Annotated in this window: 22 protein-coding genes; 6 read left to right on the top strand and 16 right to left on the bottom strand. The window is 64.8% G+C overall.

Annotation, left to right across the window (positions count from 1 at the left end; all coding sequences use genetic code 11):
- Position 1: 1 nt before the first annotated feature.
- The 4 genes from XI04_RS11410 to XI04_RS11395 all read right to left on the bottom strand — a co-directional run bounded on the left by XI04_RS11410 (position 2) and on the right by XI04_RS11395 (position 2237).
- A complete protein-coding gene (locus tag XI04_RS11410; protein ID WP_038950612.1) occupies positions 2–250 on the bottom strand; it encodes a hypothetical protein in 249 nt (82 codons plus the stop codon).
- Between the two features lie 46 nt (positions 251–296).
- Positions 297–797, bottom strand: a complete 501-nt coding sequence (locus tag XI04_RS11405) for a hypothetical protein (protein WP_018316197.1) — start codon at positions 795–797, stop codon at positions 297–299.
- Complete coding sequence (locus tag XI04_RS11400) at positions 794–1405, bottom strand: permease (RefSeq protein ID WP_271610544.1); 612 nt, start codon at positions 1403–1405, stop codon at positions 794–796. The genes XI04_RS11405 and XI04_RS11400 overlap by 4 nt, the downstream gene beginning before the upstream one ends.
- Before the next feature lie 235 nt (positions 1406–1640).
- A complete protein-coding gene (locus tag XI04_RS11395) occupies positions 1641–2237 on the bottom strand; it encodes a superoxide dismutase (RefSeq protein ID WP_028139981.1) in 597 nt (198 codons plus the stop codon).
- Positions 2238–2478: 241 nt separating this feature from the next.
- Here XI04_RS11395 and XI04_RS11390 point away from each other — a divergent pair, with 241 nt between their 5' ends.
- The 3 genes from XI04_RS11390 (at position 2479) to XI04_RS11380 (ending at position 5016) form a co-directional block, all read left to right on the top strand.
- Positions 2479–3006 carry a GNAT family N-acetyltransferase gene (locus XI04_RS11390; protein WP_038950614.1) on the top strand — a complete coding sequence of 176 codons (528 nt, stop codon included), beginning with the start codon at positions 2479–2481 and terminating at the stop codon, positions 3004–3006.
- A gap of 82 nt (positions 3007–3088) precedes the next feature.
- Positions 3089–4474: an MATE family efflux transporter gene (locus tag XI04_RS11385; RefSeq protein ID WP_038950615.1), complete on the top strand. Its 1386-nt coding sequence runs from the start codon at positions 3089–3091 to the stop codon at positions 4472–4474.
- 107 nt (positions 4475–4581) lie between these two features.
- Positions 4582–5016 (top strand): DUF2147 domain-containing protein, encoded by a 435-nt coding sequence (locus tag XI04_RS11380; RefSeq protein WP_038973455.1) that lies wholly within the window; start codon positions 4582–4584, stop codon positions 5014–5016.
- 149 nt (positions 5017–5165) lie between these two features.
- On the opposite strand, the gene XI04_RS11375 is transcribed toward XI04_RS11380, so the two are convergent.
- Positions 5166–6311: a DUF3095 domain-containing protein gene (locus XI04_RS11375; RefSeq protein WP_038950616.1), complete on the bottom strand. Its 1146-nt coding sequence runs from the start codon at positions 6309–6311 to the stop codon at positions 5166–5168.
- 240 nt (positions 6312–6551) lie between these two features.
- Here XI04_RS11375 and XI04_RS11370 point away from each other — a divergent pair, with 240 nt between their 5' ends.
- Positions 6552–6938, top strand: a complete 387-nt coding sequence (locus XI04_RS11370) for a hypothetical protein (protein WP_038950617.1) — start codon at positions 6552–6554, stop codon at positions 6936–6938.
- Between the two features lie 4 nt (positions 6939–6942).
- Here the strand turns inward: XI04_RS11370 and XI04_RS11365 are convergent, their stop codons facing one another.
- From XI04_RS11365 to XI04_RS11315, 11 genes are all read right to left on the bottom strand, one after another.
- Positions 6943–7152 carry a hypothetical protein gene (locus XI04_RS11365; protein ID WP_038950618.1) on the bottom strand — a complete coding sequence of 70 codons (210 nt, stop codon included), beginning with the start codon at positions 7150–7152 and terminating at the stop codon, positions 6943–6945.
- A 126-nt stretch (positions 7153–7278) separates the two neighbouring features.
- Positions 7279–8001, bottom strand: a complete 723-nt coding sequence (locus tag XI04_RS11360) for an SDR family NAD(P)-dependent oxidoreductase (protein WP_271610543.1) — start codon at positions 7999–8001, stop codon at positions 7279–7281.
- Complete coding sequence (locus tag XI04_RS11355; RefSeq protein ID WP_271610542.1) at positions 7994–9376, bottom strand: class I adenylate-forming enzyme family protein; 1383 nt, start codon at positions 9374–9376, stop codon at positions 7994–7996. Before XI04_RS11355 ends, XI04_RS11360 begins: the two co-directional genes overlap by 8 nt.
- On the bottom strand, positions 9363–9608 hold the full coding sequence (locus XI04_RS11350; protein ID WP_008543699.1) for an acyl carrier protein: 246 nt from the start codon (positions 9606–9608) through the stop codon (positions 9363–9365). The genes XI04_RS11355 and XI04_RS11350 overlap by 14 nt, the downstream gene beginning before the upstream one ends.
- A 141-nt stretch (positions 9609–9749) precedes the next feature.
- On the bottom strand, positions 9750–11564 hold the full coding sequence (locus XI04_RS11345) for a long-chain-acyl-CoA synthetase (protein ID WP_271611015.1): 1815 nt from the start codon (positions 11562–11564) through the stop codon (positions 9750–9752).
- 222 nt (positions 11565–11786) lie between these two features.
- On the bottom strand, positions 11787–12056 hold the full coding sequence (locus tag XI04_RS11340) for a DUF3551 domain-containing protein (RefSeq protein ID WP_028139970.1): 270 nt from the start codon (positions 12054–12056) through the stop codon (positions 11787–11789).
- Between the two features lie 33 nt (positions 12057–12089).
- A complete protein-coding gene (locus XI04_RS11335; RefSeq protein ID WP_028139969.1) occupies positions 12090–12368 on the bottom strand; it encodes a DUF3551 domain-containing protein in 279 nt (92 codons plus the stop codon).
- A 128-nt stretch (positions 12369–12496) separates the two neighbouring features.
- Complete coding sequence (gene htpG, locus XI04_RS11330; RefSeq protein WP_028139968.1) at positions 12497–14374, bottom strand: molecular chaperone HtpG; 1878 nt, start codon at positions 14372–14374, stop codon at positions 12497–12499.
- Between the two features lie 123 nt (positions 14375–14497).
- Entirely contained in the window at positions 14498–14905 is a 408-nt protein-coding gene (locus tag XI04_RS11325; RefSeq protein ID WP_028139967.1) for a hypothetical protein, read from the bottom strand.
- Between the two features lie 250 nt (positions 14906–15155).
- Positions 15156–15749, bottom strand: a complete 594-nt coding sequence (locus tag XI04_RS11320) for a nuclear transport factor 2 family protein (RefSeq protein WP_028139966.1) — start codon at positions 15747–15749, stop codon at positions 15156–15158.
- A gap of 139 nt (positions 15750–15888) precedes the next feature.
- Complete coding sequence (locus tag XI04_RS11315; RefSeq protein ID WP_026201627.1) at positions 15889–16695, bottom strand: response regulator; 807 nt, start codon at positions 16693–16695, stop codon at positions 15889–15891.
- Positions 16696–16914: 219 nt separating this feature from the next.
- On the opposite strand from XI04_RS11315, the gene XI04_RS11310 reads away from it, so the two are divergent.
- Together XI04_RS11310 and XI04_RS11305 are read left to right on the top strand one after the other, a co-directional pair.
- Positions 16915–17145 (top strand): NepR family anti-sigma factor, encoded by a 231-nt coding sequence (locus XI04_RS11310; RefSeq protein WP_028139965.1) that lies wholly within the window; start codon positions 16915–16917, stop codon positions 17143–17145.
- Complete coding sequence (locus XI04_RS11305) at positions 17145–17693, top strand: sigma-70 family RNA polymerase sigma factor (protein WP_018316216.1); 549 nt, start codon at positions 17145–17147, stop codon at positions 17691–17693. Before XI04_RS11310 ends, XI04_RS11305 begins: the two co-directional genes overlap by 1 nt.
- The last annotated feature ends 55 nt before the right edge of the window (positions 17694–17748 follow it).

The raw sequence follows: 17748 nt of genomic DNA, 5'->3' as shown, positions 1-17748 counted from the left end.
ATCACCTCATCGCCAGGAAGACCACGCCCCAGAGCACGGCACAGACGGCGAGCGCGGCCCCGAGGCGCGCGGCCATGGTCATGCGCAGGATCGACCAGGGCGCGGCCTGGGCCGGATGCGGCGAGGCCGCGTCGTGGACATGGGCGTGGGTGTGGTCGTGCCCGTGCGAATGGCCATGAGCAGGCGAATGGTCATGGGAATGACCGTGAGCATGATCGTGATGATGGGCGTGGGACGTGGCGGGAACCATGCAGAGACGTTATATTATAACATTACCCCTGTCCACGACCGGGGTGTCAGGGCTTGCCGATCACCATCGCAATGGCAGCTGCCACGAATGGAAATGGCACCGACACGGCACAGCGGAACCAGACGAAGCGGGCGGGCATGAAGGGAATTTCCCACAAGATCACCCGCTGGAAGGCAAACAGGGCCCAGGCGACAACATAGGCCACCACCTGCGGCACACCGCCGCCCGACTTCAGCGCCACCGTGCCGATGGAGAAGCCGATCACGGGGCCGCCGGGGGTGGCGGCGCCGGCGACCACGGCGGTCGCAACTCCGAGCCAGCCGCTGTCCGGGCCGAGCCAGCCGGTGATCACCTCCTGCGGGATGATGGCGGCGATGTAGCCGGAGCCGATCACCCCGAGCGCAATCCGCGGCACGATGTTGATGAAGTCCATCGAGCCTTCGCGCAGCGAGGCCTTGAACACCGGAGGGCCGCGGCGAAACGCGATCAGGCCGACGCCGAACACCGAGCCCCACAACAGGATGTCGATGAAAAGCGCGGCGCTCATGCCGGGTCCTCGTCGCTTTCGCGCTTCGGATAGAGCCGGACATAGACGAAGCGGCCGAGGGCCCCTGCGAGCACCGGCAGCGGCAGCGAGATCAGAATCCGCCACAGCGTGAAGTCGGTGCCCATGATCGGGATTTCCCAGGCCACTGCTCGGCCATAGCCGATCAGGGTCCAGCTCACGACCATGGCGATGGTTGCGCCGAAATCGGCGCCGACCGCGAGCAGCGCACTCGCCACGGGATAGGCGGTGAAGGGACCGCCGGGCAGGATCGCGCCGAAGGCTGTGCCGATCAGAAGGCCCGTCAGGCCGGATTTCGGCCCGAGCGAGCGCGAGACCTTTTCATGCGGCAGGATCTCCGAGATGAAGGCCCCGAGCAGGCAGCCGGCGAGCACGCGCGGCAGGATGCCTGAGAACAGCGAGAGATCGTGGGTGAGAATATCGAGAACGCCGCCGGTGCCATCACGCCGCCAGACCAGCGCCGCGCTCACCGCGACCAGCGCGGCGATGATGATCGTCGTCCAGCCGATCGGCTTGCGCACTCGCCCCGGCCGCGGCTCGGACTCGACGTCCTCGGCAGGCGCCGGGTCTTTCGGGGAAGGTTCTGACAACGGGCTCGGTTGGCTCGAGGGTGATGCCCGTCCTGATTAAGGGCGGCCTCCACACGATGCAAACAGTAGGATGACAGACCCGTGCGCGCGCCACGCAGGGCAATTCCGCACAGCAAAAAAGGCGGCCGCGCGAGCGACCGCCCCTTGTTGTCATTCCGGGGCGGCGAAGCCGAACCCGGAATCTCGAGATCCCGGGTTCGATGCTGCGCATCGCCCCGGGATGACGGAGTAAAACTCAGGCCTTCTCGAACAGGGACTCGACGTATTCCCAGTTGACGAGGTTCTCGACGAACGCCTTGAGATAATCGGGGCGGCGATTGCGGTAGTCGATGTAGTAGGAGTGCTCCCAGACGTCGCAGCCGAGGATCGGGGTGGCGCCATGCACCAGCGGATTCTCGCCGTTCGGGGTCTTGGAGATCTCGAGCTTGCCGTTCTTGACCTGGAGCCAGCACCAGCCGGAGCCGAACTGGCCGACGCCGGCCGCCTGGAAGTCGGTCTTGAACTTCTCGAAGCCGCCGAGGTCTTCGTTGATCTTCTTCTCGATCTTGCCCGGCAGCTTGGTGCCGCCGCCATTGGGCTTCATCCAGCTCCAGAAGTGGATGTGGTTGTAGTGCTGGCCGGCATTGTTGAACACCGCGGGGTTCTTGCCGAACGAGCCCTTGACGATCTCTTCAAGGGACTTGCCTTCCCATTCGGTCCCCTTGAGCGCGTTGTTGCCGTTGGTGACGTAGGCCTGATGATGCTTGTCGTGGTGGAATTCCAGCGTCTCCTTCGACATGAACTGGCCGAGGGCGTCATAGGCGTAAGGGAGTGGGGGCAGCGTAAAGGTCATGGGATGTTGTCCGCGACTGATGGGGAACTGGCTTAACGGGGAGTCTTATAGAAGGTTCCACCGCCGTTAAATACCGCCAATTTGCGAAAAGGCGCGATGCCACGGCTTGGCCGGATTGCACAACTTCGCCGCACCGAGGGACATCCAATCCAGGCCGGCCGTCCGCCGCAAAATATCATTGCCTTTGAACCGGTTATGACAGAACGAATGGACCGCGCAGCGTGTTGCGAGAGACAAAGCCATGAGCATCGAGATCGACATTTTGAACGGCGACGCCTCCTGGCCGATCGCGGAGCCGCTGCATCAGGCCGTCTGGGGACCGCACTTGGTCGCGGACAAGCCCTGGGCTCACATCAAATGGGCCAATGCGGACCTGCGCGTGCTGATCGAGACGCCCGAGGATGGCCTCGTCTGCCATGTCGGCATCTACTTCCGCACCGTCATCTGGAACGGGCAGAAGGTCCATATCGGCGGCATCGGCGGGGTCTGCACCCGCGAGGACCGGCGCGGTCGCGGCTACGCGACCGTGGCGATCGACGCGGCCGTGCACACCATCAGGGCCAACGAAGCGGTCCGGTTCGCGCTGCTGTTTTGCGAGCCACACAATTTTTCGTTCTACGAGACCCGGAGCTGGCTGCCCTTCAAGGGCGAGGTCTATTGCGAACAGCCGGAGGGGCGGATCCGCTTCACCGAGATGGCGCCCTACGTCTTCAACATCGTCCGCGCGCCGACGCTGGGCACCATCGACCTATGCGGCCTGCCGTGGTGACCCCTGCGTGGCGTGAGGGCTGCCGCAGGGGCTCGGCCATCCTATAATATGTCGACCATCATCTAAATTCCGCCCGGTGAACATGACGATCGACGCCCCTGCAGACGCCGTCCCGCCGCTTGCGCCGGTCGCCTCTCCCATCGCCAGCCTGCTGACGGCCCCGATCCTGCCGACGCTGCTGCGGCTCGCGATCCCCAACATGATCGCGATGGTCGGCAGCACTTTGGTTGCGATCGCCGAGACCTCCTATATCGGCCGGCTCGGCACCATTCCGCTCGCCGCGATCGCGCTGGTGTTTCCGTTCGCGATGCTGACGCAGATGATGAGCGCGGGCGCGATGGGCGGCGGCGTTTCGTCCGCGATCAGCCGCGCGCTCGGCGCCGGGGATCGTGACCGCGCCGCGACGCTGGCGCTGCATGCCGCCATCATCGGCCTCTGCGGCGGGCTGTTCTTCACGGTGATGATGCTCGTCTTCGGCCGTTCCTTCTTCACGCTGCTCGGCGGGCGCGATCGCGTGCTCGAGGAGGCCAGCGGCTATTCGCAGGTGCTGTTCTCCGGCGCGGTCGCGATCTGGCTCGTCAACACGCTGGCCTCGGTGATCCGCGGCACCGGCGACATGCGCCTGCCGTCGATGACGCTGATCGGGGCGAGCGTGTTGCAGATCGCGCTCGGCGGCACGTTGGGGCTCGGCCTGTTCGGCGTGAAGCCCTTCGGCATGCCGGGCGTCGCCAGCGGCCAATTGATCGCGTTCACCTGCGCCGCGATCTTCTTCCTCTGGTATCTCGCGTCCGGCCGCAGCCGGCTGCCGCTGAATATTCGCGCGTTTCATTTCGAGCGCGCGATGTTCCTGGACATCCTCAAGGTTGGTGCGGTGGCCTGCCTGTCGCCGCTCCAGACCGTGCTCACCATTTTGATCTTCACGAAGATCCTGGCCACGTTCGGCACCGAGATGCTGGCCGGCTACGGCATCGGCTCGCGGCTGGAATTCTTGTTGATCCCGATCACGTTTGCCTTCGGCATCGCCTCGGTGCCGATGGTCGGCATGGCGATGGGCGCCGGACAGGTGAAGCGCGCCCGGCGTGTGGCCTGGACCGCCGCTGCAGCTTCCGGATTGACGGTCGGCCTGATCGGCCTCGCTGTCGCGCTCGCTCCATCGCTGTGGGTCGCACTCTTCACGCGCGATTCCGGCGTCACCGCCGCCGCGCACAGCTATTTCCACTGGGCCGGCCCGACCTTCGTGTTTTTCGGCATCGGCGTGTCGCTCTACTTCTCCTCGCAAGGCGCGACGCGCGTCGGCGGCCCTGTGCTCGCCTCCACCGCGCGGCTGTTGATCGTCGCGATCGGCGGCGTCGGCCTCATGATGACGCAGGCGCCGGCCTGGACCTTGTTCGCGCTGGTCGGCGGTGCCATGGCGGTGTTCGGCCTGTCGACTGCGGCCGCGGTCGCCTTCGCGCGCTGGGACAAATGATCGCAGGACAATGAACGAAGGCAATGAACGCAGGAATGTGATTCCAGCCTGCGTTGCACTATCCCGCCGGGCTGCTATGGAGGCGCTCCATTTTCGGGGCCTCTTCCATGACTTCCAGATTCGCTGCTCTCATCGTTCTCCTCGCTGCGCTGCTCGGCGCACCGGCCGCGCATGCGCAGAGCGCCGATGGGACATGGCTCACCCAGGCGGGCGATGCGCGCGTCAAGATCAGCAAGTGCAGCGGCGGCATCTGCGGCGTCGTCGCCTGGCTGCGCGAGCCCTACGACACCGCGACCGGCCAACCCGCCACCGACAGCAAGAACCCCAATCGCGAGCTCGCCAGGCGCCCGATGATCGGCTTGCCATTGTTCAGCGGCATGCAGCCGTCCGGTCCGAACAAATGGTCCGGCCAGATCTACAACGCCGACGACGGCAGCACTTATGCCAGCAGCATCTCCGTGACGGGAGCGGATTCGCTGCGGGTCGAAGGCTGCGTCGGCGCGCTCTGCGGCGGAGAGACCTGGACGCGGGCGGGACGGTAACTCCGCTCTCGTGTCCCGGACGCGATGCAGCGTGCAACGCTGCTTCGCAGAGCCGGGACCCAGAAAGCAGCACGGTACGATCGAGACATGGGCCCCGGCTCAGCAGCGCATCACTGCGTGCTGCGCTGCGTCCGGGGCACGAGATCGTCCTACGCCATCATCGCCTTCAGCGCCGTCGCCGCCGAGGCGTAGCCGCCTCGCGCGCCATCAATGAAGTGCACGTGATCGCTGCGTAGCGCCGACGGCGTGAAGCAGGTCATCATGGCGGCATCCTGCTGGTAGAGGCCGTAGCGTACGATGCCGTCACGGGCCGCGATCGCCAGTCGGTCGCTCAGCGCGCGCTCGAGCTGCGGCGTGCAATCGAGGATCATGCGCAGGCCGTCGTCAAATTTCCTGAAGTCCGAGTTCTCGACCACCTGACGCCTGTAGACGTTTGGCACGAAGCCGCCGACGTTGAGGTCGAAGCGCATGATCAGATAGACGAACAGCGTATAGGCCAGCACGGTGGCGCGGCGCGCGAGCAGCGGACCACCGCGCCTGGTACGGGCTTCGTATTCCAGCCCCTGTGGCGGCCATTTCAGCGGCGGCCCCTGCGGCGGCACCGGACGGGCGCCGTCGGGGCTGCGCTCGACGAGGTGGATGATGTCCTCGATCACCTTGCGGAAGGCGTGCGGATCGGCGCCGCGCGCCGGCATCACCAGAACCGAGAGGATCAGCCCACGTGAGGCCGGTATCACCTCGAAGCGGCAGGACAGGCCCGAGAGATCGGGCTGCGTGCCCGCCGGCGCGGCCGGGACGGCAAACTCCCCGCGCTTCATTGCGGCATCGGCGAAGGCGAGCCCGCCGCCCGAGAACATCGCGTAGGACAGGTTGGCCGACGGACCGAACCGCGCGACGCGCACGTCGAGGCCCTGCGCGCGGATGGCGCTGACCGGCACCAGCGCGACCCGCATCGTCAGATCGAGATCTTCCCGCACCCAGGTCGCGGTTGCCGCCAGCGCCTCTCGGGCAGATTCGAGATCGCCTGGCGCAACCGCAAAGCTCGCGCCGTCGCCGCCGAACACGAAGGGGAATTCGCGTCCTTCCAATGCGTTCGTCACCGCTGCGATCACGGCGGCGCCGGCCATGTTCACCGCCTTGTAGCGCTGCGCCGCGATCGCCTTGGTGGAATCGACGATATCGGCAACGCCGATGCTCCAATCGTCCGGCAGCGGCGCGTAGAGCGCAGGGTCCATCAGGCTGGTGAAGCCGCGGAAGACGGAAATGTCGCCATAGAAGGATTCGCCTGAGGTCATCGGGGATGCCGGATGGTTGGAATGCGAAACAAATACGTGGCAGGATCGATCCGGGTTCGCCGGCCGGCGGCCCCTTTCAATCTTTGGCCGAAACGGGCCAGGACAACAAGATAAGGCGACAACAAGATACGGCAGCAACAACACGAGGCCGCGTTGCAATGCCGCAGCGTGTCTTTGATCGGCATCAAGCGGCCGGTCGGGAAGAACGGCTATCGTCTTCAGCTCCAAGGGTTGCATGGGATGATCGAGGTGTCCGACTTCGGCAGCAAGGATTCCACCTCTCCGGTCCGCCGGCGCACGGGCATCGACCCGATCAGCGCGGTGAAGATGCCCGAAAGACTGACGGCAGCCGTCGATGCCTGGGCTGAAGCCCATCAACTGACCCGCTCGGATGCAATCTGCAAGCTGATCGAGCTGGGCCTGAAGGTCGCGCCCCCGGTCCTCTCCCCGGTGCACCCGATCGCATCGGACGCCGCCAGGATCGAAGAGATCGCGGTCCACGAGATCGAGACGCTGCTCGATCCGGCCTTGCCCGTGGACGAACGCGACCGCCGCATCCGCCGCCTCACCGAAGGGCCGCCGGAATTTTCACACGAACGAATTGACCTGCTGAAAGACCGGACCTGAGCTGCTAATGCAGCTTCTCGTCCTGACGCTTGCGCAAACTATCGAGAGACGCATCGTGGCAGCCGACCAGGCGCACGAATTGCTGCGGGTACATTTCGTGACCATGACCGCCGGAATTCTGGTGCGTCATCGGCGGGCAACGGGCATCGTCCGGCTTCGCGCGGGATTGCTCGGCCCGGCCCTGATTTGAAGCGGTCATGTTGGGCATGGTCATGGACTGCTCCCTGTCGATTAGGGCAGATCGATTGACGTAACCCAATCGATTGCGGGGCATCTTACGACCAAATCCGGCTGCATGTCATTGTGCCGGATCAATTCAATTGTGACGGCGGAGTTCCGCTTATGCCGTGTTTCCCGCATCGATGGTGAACACCGTACCTGTCACGTTGCGACCACCCTCGCCGAGCAGATACTCCACCATGCGCGCGACGTCGTCCGTCTCCGGCAGGCGGCGTAGCGCGCTGCGGCCGGCGATGCGCTTGCGCGCCTCGTCGGACAGATTGTGCGTGAGCTCGGTGTCGATGAAACCCGGCGCGATCGCGTTCACGGTGATGCCAAGCTTGCCGACCTCGCGCGCGAGCGAGCGGGTGAAGCCGGTGGCGGCCGCCTTGGTTGCGCCATAGACGGACAGGCCGTTGTAGCCGGTGGTCGCGATGATCGAGGAGACGTTGACGATGCGGCCGGCGCCGTCGGCCATCATCTGCCGTGCCACATATTTGGTGAGGATGATCGGCGACAGCACGTTGAGCTGCACCAGTGCTTCGATCTCGGAATTATGCATGGTGGCGAGCAGGCCTTCGGTGCCGAGGCCGGCATTGTTGACGAGGCCGTAGGTCGGGCCGAACTCGTCGCGCACGAGTTTTGCAAAAGCCGGAATGGCGTCGATCACGGCAAGGTCGCAGGCGCGGAAATGGAGGCGCCCTTCGGACTCCGCAATCGCTACCTTGAGCTCCTCGCTCTCGCGTCGGGCGGCCGCGACCACGTTGTAGCCGGCGCCGGCGAGGCGCTTGCCGATCGCGAGGCCGATGCCGCGGCTGCCGCCGGTGACGAGGACATTATGCATCGGTGCGCGCCAGTTTTCCGGCCGGGGTGACGTCGAGCGCCTCGACGAAGCGGATCACCGCCGGCACCTTGTGGGACGCGAGCTGCGCGCGGCACCGCTCCAGGATCTGGTCGCGGATCTCTTTCGCGCGCGCGGGATCGGTACCCTCGGTGAGGATCACGTCGGCGACCACGATGCCGCCGGTGATCGGGCTCTTGCGCGATTTGGCCCGCGACATCCGCACGTCGGGATGGCGGTTGATGACCGCCTCGATCTCCTCGGGGTGGACCTTCAGCCCGCCGATATTGATGATGCCGCCGCGGCGGCCGACGAAATAATAGCGCTCGCCGCGCAGCTCGACGATGTCGCCGCTGTCGACAAATCCGTCGTCATCGGTGAGCGCGGCGGCATTGCGGCCGACATAGGCATGCGCGGTGCGCGTCGAACGGATACGGAGCGAGCCGTCCACCACCTTCATCTCGACGCCATTGCGATTGCCGAGATAGTCGGCCGGAAAGCCTTCCAGGCCGTCGCTGACGGCAAAGCCGACGCCGGCTTCGGTCGAGGCATAGGCATGACCGACGGAGGAGTTGGGGAATGCCGCCTTCAGCCCGTCGAGCACCGCCTGGTCGGCGATTTCACCGGAGAGGCGGACGTAAGCCGGAGCGAACTGCGCTGCCGAACCGCTCATCAGGAGCTTGCGCCAGTGCGAGGGCGTGCCGGAGATGTGCGAGACGCCGCGCGCCTTCAGCCGCGCGACGTGATCGCCGAGCGCCTCATGGGGATCGGACAGCACCATCGAGCCGCCGGAAAGCACGGCGCGCAGGAAGATTTGCAGGCCGCCATAGCGGCGAATGTCATAGAAGGTCGCCCAGACCGGCGCCGCGCCCCGCGCGGGGCCTTCGGCAACGATCGCGCCGGTCAGCGCCTCCAGCGTGTGGCCGACGATCTTCGGCACGCCCGAGGTACCCGAGGTGAGCATCAGCCATTCCGTTCCGCGTTCGGTCTTGACCGGCGCGGTGGCTTCAGGCGGCAATTGCGCAGTGACGATGAGCGGGATGCCAGTCCCGGCCCGGCGGTCGGATTCGTCGGTCACGACGGCATCGATCCCGGCATCGGCGATCAGCGCCTCGAGATACGCCGGATTGAGATCGGGCGGGCACAGCAGCATGCGACGCGCGATGCCGTCGAGCTCGATCATGGCAAGGCCCGACCGCAGCTGATCGGACAATTTGAGCAGCACGGAGCGGCCGGACAATTCGCGCAGGCGGCCGCCCAGGACCGTCTGCGACAGGATATCGGTCAGCGACACGCAGGTGTGCGCGTCCGACAGCGTACGGCCGGTCAGCTCCGCGCCGAGATGGTCGCGAAGCGCAAAGATCTCACGCGGGGACATTTTCGTAGGCCCGCACGAAATCGCCGACCGTGGCGGGAAACGCTGCGTCCTCGGAGATGGTGAAGGGGTCGACGCCGGTCTCGTCCTCGAGGCGCGCGACCAGGATGGCGAAGGCGAGCGAGTCGAAACCCGTCTCGTGCAGCGACAGATCGTCCGAGAGCGCGGGAAGCGTGACGTGCTGCTCTTTGGCGATCTGCTGGATCGCGTCAATGACCTTAGACCTTACCGACATGGCTGGCTCGCTTTGTTATCGTTGGCGTTGCGGCGGCTCTTGCTGGCCGCCTCCCCATGGCCGCTTGTTTACCCGACAGAAGTAAATGGCTTCTTGGACAATTCAGATAAAATTGGACCTATCTGCGGATTTTGGCGGGATTTACAGCCTGATCGAGCCGTCCACGATTCGCGCATAGGCCTCCGTATCGAGCGCCACATAGGCCCCGGACTTCGGGTCAGCCATGAACAGCGGATCGGAGATCGCGGCGGGATCGAAGCCTTCCCGTGCGAGCTCGCCCTTCTTCTGCTTGAACGTCTCGGTCGTATCGATCTCGCTGGAGACGCGAATGAAGACGGGCCGTGCGTAGGCCGGCAGCCGCTGCGCGAGATGTGCGGGCAATGCCGCAATGTCAAAACCCTCGTTGACGACGATCACGCTCATGCCGGCGCGGCCGTCGGCGCCGGGGACGCTGACGCCGTAGGTGGTGGCATCGACCACGCCGGTGAAATCGCGCATTGCGTCATTGACCTCCGAGGTCGCGACGTTCTCACCCTTCCAGCGGAACGTGTCCCCGATCCGATCGACGAAATGGAAGAAGCCCTTGTCATCGATCCGCATCAGATCGCCGGTGCGGAACCAGGCATCGCCCCTGGCAAAGACATCGCGAAGAACCTTCTTCTCGGTCTCGCCGGGGTCGGTGTAGCCCTCGAACCGGCCGCCGCCTTCATCGGCGGTGCCGATGCGGCCGATGGCTTCGCCGGCCTCGCCGCGGGCGCAGGCGAGGCAAAACCCCTCTTCGTTGCGCAGCGGCGCGCCGCTGTCGGGATCGAGCTTGACGAGATTGGCAGGGAAGCGATGCGCCAGCAGCGGCGGGATGCGACCGATCGCGCCCGGCTGCCCCTCGACGTTGAACAGCGAGAAATTGCCTTCCGTCGCCGCATAGAATTCGAGGATGCGCGGAATGGCGAAGCGCGCCTGAAAGTCTTCCCAGATGTCACCGCGCAGGCCGTTGCCGCAGACGAGGCGGAGACGATGCCGGTTCTCATATTCCGACGGCGCCGCCTTGAGCAGATAACGGCAGAGCTCGCCGATATATTGAAACAACGTGCAGTCATGGCGCACGATGTCGGACCAGAAATGCGAGGCCGAGAATTTCTCCGCGATCACCACCGAGCCGCCGGCAGCGAGCATGCTGCAGGGCGCGACGATGCCGCCGACCGAGTGGAACAGCGGCAGGCAATCGTAGAGCCGGTCTTGCGGGCTCGCGCCGGTGAGGCCGGCGAACCAAAAGCCCCAATTGAGAATGCGGCGGTGGCTGATGCTGGCAGCCTTCGGCAGGCCGGTGGTGCCTGATGTGTAGATCAGCAGCGCTCGGTCATCGATGGTGACCTCACCGCGCTCCTCCGGCGAAAGGGAAGCGTCGTCCAGCGCCGCGAGGGCGACGTCGATGGCGCGCTCGCTGCGGGCATCGCCATGCGTCCAGACCTTGGCCTGCGTCTTCAGGTGCGGCGTTGCGCTCTCCAGCATCTGCGTCAGCTCCTGCGCAACGATGATATGCGAGGGCTTTGCGACATCGAGGCAATGCGCGAGCGACTGTCCCACCAGCCTGGTGTTGAGCAGCGCCGCCACACCGCCGATCCGGCTGATGCCGAGCCAGGCCGCGACATAATCGATGCCGTTCGGCATGATCAACGCGACAGTATCACCCTTGGCCACGCCGGCCGAGCGCGCCCAGCGCGCGTAGCGGTTGATGCGCTTCGACAGGCCTTCATAGTCGAGGCTTGCGTCGTCGGTGATCAGCGCAACGCGGTCGGGCTGGCGCTGCGCCCAATCGTCGATGACGTCCGCGAACAGACGTCCCGGCAGCGTCTCGATCCGCGCCGTGAGCTCGATGGCCTTCAGCCATATCTTTGAAGCCGAAGGCGCGCGCGCGACTTTTTGTCGTTCGATGACACCGGTGGTCATGCCGTTGATTCTTTCGGGCCGCCTGCTGACATCAGGCAATCTAGCCCCCGCGCCCTGCCCAGGTGTTAAGAGACAAGGTAAAACTCTGTTAGGGCGCGGTTAACTCTAGTGATCCTTTACCGCCGCACGGCAACGCCGGTGAGTTCGGCGGCATGGTGACGGCCGAGACCGATCGCACTGGCCCAAGGTGGTCGAGCTGTGGGGGCAGGAAGGAGATGCGCGCTGCCGACGCTAGCCGCTACGCCTGTAGCGCAAGTGCGGCGGCGGCGCGTGAACCGGATAATACGGATTGAGATCGCAGATCGCGGATCGGCCATAAGCAGTGGCGCGGCACTGGGGCAACGAGGTGAAGGAGCAGTCGTACCACTCCCCGCCTCCCCCGTTCGCACCTGAATAAACGTGCATGCAGACGGGATAGCGCGGATCAAAAGTCTGCGCATGCGACGGCGCGGCTGCGAGCACCGCGCCCACCATCACGACCATTCCGAACGAGAAGCGCATAAACAGTGTTCCGGTGCGTTGCATCGCAGATCGCTATTGCTGTTTCTTGTGACGCCGGCGCGGCGGCGGCTGGTCGAAGGCGTAGTAGGGATTGACGTCGCAGCTGGCCGAGCGGCCCGACGCGGTCGCGCGGCACTGCGGCAGCGAGGTGAAAGAGCAGTCGAAATAATCGCCGCCGCCACCGCCGAAGCCGCCGCCGGGCGTGTAAACGTGCATGCACACCGGGTAGCGCGGATCATAGGTCTGGGCGCTGGCATCCGCCGCGACGAACAGCGTGGCAATCGCGGTGAGGGTCAAAATCGACAGGCGCATGGACTTAGTCCTCGAATCGACGGCGTCGTCGGATCTGATGCCGACGGCCTCGTATGGCATAACACCAGGCCGGAGGCGACTGTTCCTAGGGACAGATGACGGCAAGGTGAGCGCCGCGGGCTGCGGCGCTAGGCGTCGAGCCCCTGCAGCACCAGCCGGTTCAGCCTCGCCGCAAACGCGGCGGGATCCTCCGGCAGTTCACCGTCCAGGATCTGCGCCTGCTCGAGCAGGAGCAGGCTGAGATCGTCGACCGCCTTCGAGCCGGCTTGCGCCTTGGCGATCGCGCCCACCATCGGATGGCGCAGATTGATCTCCAGGATCGGCTTGGTCTTCATGCCGCGGTTTTGCTGCGACAGGATGCGCTCGAGCTCGCGGCTCGGGCCCTGGCTGTCGGCGACGAGGCAGGAGGCCGAGCTGGTGAGGCGCGTCGAGGCCTTGACGTCGCTGACACGCTCGCCGAGCGCGGCCTTGATCACGGCGATGGTGGCCGCTTCATCCGCCTCGGGCTCGTCCTTCTTTGCCTCGTCCTTGTCATCGACGCGCGGAATCAGGTCGAGATTGAGATCGCCCTGGCTCAGTGACTTCAGCGGCTTGCCGTCGAACTCCGACGGCATCGAGGTCCAGAACGCATCGACGGGATCGGACAGCAGCAGCACCTCGATGCCGCGCGCGGTCGCAGCCTCCAGCCGCGGATTGGATTTCAGTCGCTCGATGCTGTCGCCGACGAGATAATAGATCTCGGTCTGGTTCGGCTTGAAATCGGCGATGACCTGCTTCAGCGACCGCTTCTCGCCCGACGTCGTGGTGAAGCGCGACAGTGCCAGCAGCTTTTCGCGCCGCTCGAAATCCTCGTAAATGCCTTCCTTGAGCACCGCACCGAAGGCGTCCCAGATCCTGGCAAAGTTCTCCGGATCCTTCTCGGCGAGGCTTTCGAGCTCCGACACGACCCGGGTCGCCACCGCTTTCCGGATCTGCGCCAGCTGTGGATTGTTCTGCAGCATCTCGCGGGAGATGTTGAGCGGGAGATCCTCGCTGTCGACGACACCGCGGATGAAGCGCAGATAGCCCGGCAACAGATCAGCATCGTCGGTGATGAAGACACGGCGGACGTAAAGCTTCACCCGGCCCTTGCGGTTCGGCTCGAACAAATCGAACGGCTTGGTCGAGGGCGCGAACAGCAGTACGGCGTAGGAGTAGCGGCCCTCGGCGCGGTAATGCAGCGTCATCGCGGGATCGTCGAAAGCCGAGGCGATCTGCTGATAGGCCTTCTTGTAGTCGTCGGCGGTCAGCTCGGATTTCGAGCGTTGCCACAACGCGCTGGCCGAATTGATCTGGCGCGGCTCGCCCTCTTCCGGCACCAGCTCGATCGGGAACAGGATGTTGTCGGAATAGGCACCGACGATGCGCTCGATCTCAAAGCTCTCGAGATATTTCTTGGCGTCGTCCTTCAGGTGCAGGACGATCTCGGTGCCGCGCGTCACGCGGGCGGCCTCCTCGTCGCCGGCACGGGCGATCTCGAAACCGGAGCCGCCGGAGGACATCCAGGTCCAGACGTCGCTTTCGCCGGCGCGGCGGCTGACCACGACGATCTTGTCGGCGACCATGAAGGCGGAATAGAAGCCGACGCCGAACTGGCCAATCAGGCCGAGGCCGTCCTTGGCCTCCTTCAGCTTCGACACGAACGCCTTGGTGCCGGAGCGGGCGATGGTGCCGAGATGGTCGATCAGCTCCTGCCGCTCCATGCCGATGCCGTTGTCGGCGATCGTGAGCGTCCCGGCCGCCTTGTTCGGGATGATGCGGATCTTGAGCGCGTCGCCCTCGCCGAGCAGCGAAGGACTTGCGATCGCCTCATAGCGCAGCTTGTCGCAGGCGTCCGAGGCATTGGAGACGAGCTCGCGCAGAAAGATATCGGTCTCGGAATAGACGGAGTGCACCATCAGGTGCAGAAGCTCGGAAACCTCGGCCTGGAAGGGCTGCGTATGCACAGCCGTGTCTGACGTCGTCATGCGTTTACCCGGTCAATACGAAGGGGAAGAAACCCGGGATATAACGCGAGCGTAGAGGGGATCAAGTGGACGTGAAGAATCGCCCTCCGGGCGGGAGGACGATCTGTCCAGTGCCTAGGCGGATCAGGTCACGCAGCGGCCGGGCTGGAGCAGCTTTGCGACCTCGGTCAGGGAGCTGACCATCGGCTCGCAGGCGATCGTCGGCCGGTTGCGCACCTTCTTCTGGTTCTGGAGCAGCGCCGGCGGCTTGGCATTGCCGGTTTCGATCACGGCGGGGACCCGCAGCAGCACCGAGGTGTCGGCGAGGTCGTTCAGCCGCATCGAGACGGTGCGGGTTGGAACTGCTGCCTGCTTGATCTCGGCGAGCCGGTCGGCCTTGCCGGTACGATTGACGTTGTGGCCGGGCTTGTCGGCCTTGTCGGCGACCGCCTGCCAGCGGTCCGCCAGATCATGGCCCGAGGCCAGCTGCACGGCACCGAGCGTCGCAGCCACGGCGACGGCACTCAAAAATACCTTATGAATCTGTGACATGGCTGTCGGTCCCTCGCCCCATGGCGATCACGGGAACAACGCCGGGGAAGGATCAGGGGTTCTCAGCGGTTACGATCACTTAACCGTGTGCGACAAATGCGACAACGTGCACAAAATATTCCGCGAGGGGTGGAACGACTTTCGCAGACAGGAGTCGTCTCAACAGCCGGCTATTCCCCCCTGCCCCATAAGCCGGCGACGTAGGGCGCGACTGTGGTGATGCCAGTCGCGCCTTACTTTTTTCTGGGGTTCACTTCCCCGCCAGCCACTCCCGCCCTTCGCCATAGAGCTTCTCGACCTCGGGTCCGATCAGCCCCGGCATGTCGCGCTTGACCTTGTAGCCGATCAGCTCCTGCATGTAGGCGAGGTGGCGATAGCCTTCGGGCAGCCCGGCGAGCGCTGTCTGATCGAGACGGAGCGTCGCGGCGGGATCGACTGGGTCGATCCGATCCTTTTCATAAATCGGCTGGCGGCGGACGATGCCCCATTTTCCCTGCCGCTTTTCCAGGAAATCGTAGAAGCGCCCGGTGCAGACGACGTCGCAAACGACGTCGTGCACCGGGGCACGCTGCGAAATCGTCATCTTGGTCTGCGCGATGGCCCGTTCGCCTGCGAGGTCGATGCTGGTGCCGCCGAGGAAATGCAGGATGCGAACGCCCCTGGCAAATCCCTCCTGGCTGACGCGCATGAAATCCCGCGCCGGCCCCTGAAACCAGGTGGCGGACATCCAGCCCTCTTCGTGCCAGACCGTGGCAAAGCGCTCCCAGTCGCCGGCATCGCGCCACACCGCCCAGTTCTCGACGAGGTCGCGGATGGCGAGGCGATCGAGGAGTTGCTGGTCCATGGGCACATCTCCGGCTGGGATCAATGCAGGAGGTATGAGCGGCGAAGTCGACGCACGTCAAGCACGGCAGGCGAAACGAAAAATCCGGCGTGCCTTGCAGCACGCCGGATCGGATCGTTTGGCCAAATGGCCAGCTCTATTAAGCCGCCGGCGCCTTCGGTGTGCGGTTGCGCGAGTTGCGCTGGAAGAACAGCGCCTGGCTCGCCACCGCCGAGACCATCGCGGGCTGGAACGGTTTTGAGATCAGGAACGCCGGCTCCGGGCGCTCGCCGGTCAGGAAGCGCTCGGGATACGCGGTGATGAACACCACGGGCACCTCGAACGTGCGCAGCAGCTCGTTGACAGCGTCGAGGCCCGACGAGCCGTCGGCGAGCTGGATGTCGGCGAGGATCAGGCCGGGCCGCTTGTTCTTGGCCAGCGCCACCGCATCGGCATGCGTGCGCGCGACGCCGACGACATTGTGGCCGAGATTCTTCACCAGGCTCTCGAGGTCCATGGCGATGAAGGTCTCGTCCTCGATGATCAGCACGTCGGTGGCGATCTCGGCGGCCATCTCGCGTCCGGCGGCATCCGCAAGCCGCCGCGTCTCGGCGACGTCGGTGCCGAGGATGTAGCCGACTTCCTCTTCCGAAAATCCCTCCAGCGAGAGCAGCAGGAAGGCCTGGCGCGGCAACGGCGTGATGTTCGACAGCCGCCGCTCCGGCGGCATCGGCAAGGTCGTCACCTCGGAATCATCGTTGACGGAGACCGAATTCCAGATCTGGGTGAACAGCCGGAACAGGCCCGCGCGCGGCCCATGGCTCTCGTCCAGCACCGAGGGATCCCCCAGCATGGCTTCCAACATGGCTGCGACATAGGCGTCACCGGAGGCCTGGCTGCCCGTCAGGGCGCGTGCGTACCGGCGCAACAACGGCAAGTGTTCAGCAACAAGCTGTGAACGGGACATCCCCACTCCATTCATCTTCGGGCCAACCTTAAGGTCCAGGCAATCCGAGGGGGGCCCGGGTTCCCCTGCTGGGCTGATTACGCCTCAGGCCAAGAAAAGTTCCGTCTGAGCGGGAACTTTTTCTCGAACCTCGAATTGAGCCTATCCAGGGAACGGCTCCCGGTTGAGAAAACCTCTCGATTTTACAGTCACTTAACTCGGGGAAACGTGGAACAGGTCATGAAAGATCTCAAGTCTCAAGCCAGCAGAAGCACGACCCCCGGCAAGGGAGGCCTCACTCCGGAGATTCAATCCCGGATCGGGCACCAGTTGCGCGCCATGTATGATGATGTCGTGCGACAAGGGGTTCCAGATCGGTTCGCAGAGCTGATCAAGAAGCTTGATGCGCCGGGAGCGACACCCCACGTGGGAAATGAGGGCGGATCCAACGACAACAATGGGAGGGATTAATGCCTCTCACGGACTCCCTGCGTAATGACATCCTGGCGGCCGTGCCCAGTCTGCGCGCGTTCGCCATTTCGCTCAGCGGCAATGCGGACCGCGCCGATGATTTGGTCCAGGAGACGCTGCTCCGCGCGCTCGCCAACATCGACTCGTTCCAGCCCGGCTCCAATCTGCCGGCATGGCTGTTCACGATCCTGCGCAACCTTTTCCGCTCCGACTATCGCAAGCGGCGGCGCGAGGTCGAGGACGCCGAAGGCAACTACGCCAAGACGCTGAAGACACAGCCGTCGCAGAACGCGCATCTCGAGTTCGAGGAGTTTCGCACGGCGCTCGACAAGCTTCCACAGGACCAGCGTGAAGCGCTGATTCTGGTCGGCGCCTCCGGCTTCTCCTACGAAGACGCGGCCTCGATCTGCGGCTGCGCGGTCGGCACGATCAAGAGCCGCGTCAACCGCGCGCGGTCGAAGCTCGCCGCGCTGCTTTATGTCGATGGCGCCGAGGACTTTGGCCCGGACGAGACCGTGCGGGCCGTGATCGGCGGCAGCGGCGGCTGACGGCCGGCGTCAACCCGAGCTCAGATGAGATGAAGACGGCCGTTCTCACGGCCGT

Origin of the sequence: Bradyrhizobium sp. CCBAU 11430, assembly GCF_028128855.1 — a bacterium.
Taxonomy (GTDB): Bacteria; Pseudomonadota; Alphaproteobacteria; order Rhizobiales; family Xanthobacteraceae; genus Bradyrhizobium; species Bradyrhizobium ottawaense.
The sequence above is the reverse complement of the archived record's forward strand: the minus strand, read 5'-3'. Positions and strand labels throughout refer to the sequence as shown.

Excerpts from the sequence above, each read along its gene's own strand:
- XI04_RS11325 (WP_028139967.1), bottom strand. The coding sequence starts at position 14,905 with ATGTCACAGATTCATAAGGTATTTTTGAGTGCCGTCGCCGTGGCTGCG.
- XI04_RS11395 (WP_028139981.1), bottom strand. The coding sequence starts at position 2,237 with ATGACCTTTACGCTGCCCCCACTCCCTTACGCCTATGACGCCCTCGGC.
- XI04_RS11320 (WP_028139966.1), bottom strand. The coding sequence starts at position 15,749 with ATGGACCAGCAACTCCTCGATCGCCTCGCCATCCGCGACCTCGTCGAG.
- htpG (WP_028139968.1), bottom strand. The coding sequence starts at position 14,374 with ATGACGACGTCAGACACGGCTGTGCATACGCAGCCCTTCCAGGCCGAG.
- XI04_RS11385 (WP_038950615.1), top strand. The coding sequence starts at position 3,089 with ATGACGATCGACGCCCCTGCAGACGCCGTCCCGCCGCTTGCGCCGGTC.
- XI04_RS11360 (WP_271610543.1), bottom strand. The coding sequence starts at position 8,001 with ATGCATAATGTCCTCGTCACCGGCGGCAGCCGCGGCATCGGCCTCGCG.
- XI04_RS11335 (WP_028139969.1), bottom strand. The coding sequence starts at position 12,368 with ATGCGCCTGTCGATTTTGACCCTCACCGCGATTGCCACGCTGTTCGTC.
- XI04_RS11350 (WP_008543699.1), bottom strand. The coding sequence starts at position 9,608 with ATGTCGGTAAGGTCTAAGGTCATTGACGCGATCCAGCAGATCGCCAAA.
- XI04_RS11315 (WP_026201627.1), bottom strand. The coding sequence starts at position 16,695 with ATGTCCCGTTCACAGCTTGTTGCTGAACACTTGCCGTTGTTGCGCCGG.
- XI04_RS11390 (WP_038950614.1), top strand. The coding sequence starts at position 2,479 with ATGAGCATCGAGATCGACATTTTGAACGGCGACGCCTCCTGGCCGATC.
- XI04_RS11370 (WP_038950617.1), top strand. The coding sequence starts at position 6,552 with ATGATCGAGGTGTCCGACTTCGGCAGCAAGGATTCCACCTCTCCGGTC.
- XI04_RS11380 (WP_038973455.1), top strand. The coding sequence starts at position 4,582 with ATGACTTCCAGATTCGCTGCTCTCATCGTTCTCCTCGCTGCGCTGCTC.
- XI04_RS11410 (WP_038950612.1), bottom strand. The coding sequence starts at position 250 with ATGGTTCCCGCCACGTCCCACGCCCATCATCACGATCATGCTCACGGT.
- XI04_RS11305 (WP_018316216.1), top strand. The coding sequence starts at position 17,145 with ATGCCTCTCACGGACTCCCTGCGTAATGACATCCTGGCGGCCGTGCCC.
- XI04_RS11365 (WP_038950618.1), bottom strand. The coding sequence starts at position 7,152 with ATGACCATGCCCAACATGACCGCTTCAAATCAGGGCCGGGCCGAGCAA.
- XI04_RS11310 (WP_028139965.1), top strand. The coding sequence starts at position 16,915 with ATGAAAGATCTCAAGTCTCAAGCCAGCAGAAGCACGACCCCCGGCAAG.
- XI04_RS11355 (WP_271610542.1), bottom strand. The coding sequence starts at position 9,376 with ATGTCCCCGCGTGAGATCTTTGCGCTTCGCGACCATCTCGGCGCGGAG.
- XI04_RS11375 (WP_038950616.1), bottom strand. The coding sequence starts at position 6,311 with ATGACCTCAGGCGAATCCTTCTATGGCGACATTTCCGTCTTCCGCGGC.
- XI04_RS11405 (WP_018316197.1), bottom strand. The coding sequence starts at position 797 with ATGAGCGCCGCGCTTTTCATCGACATCCTGTTGTGGGGCTCGGTGTTC.
- XI04_RS11340 (WP_028139970.1), bottom strand. The coding sequence starts at position 12,056 with ATGCGCTTCTCGTTCGGAATGGTCGTGATGGTGGGCGCGGTGCTCGCA.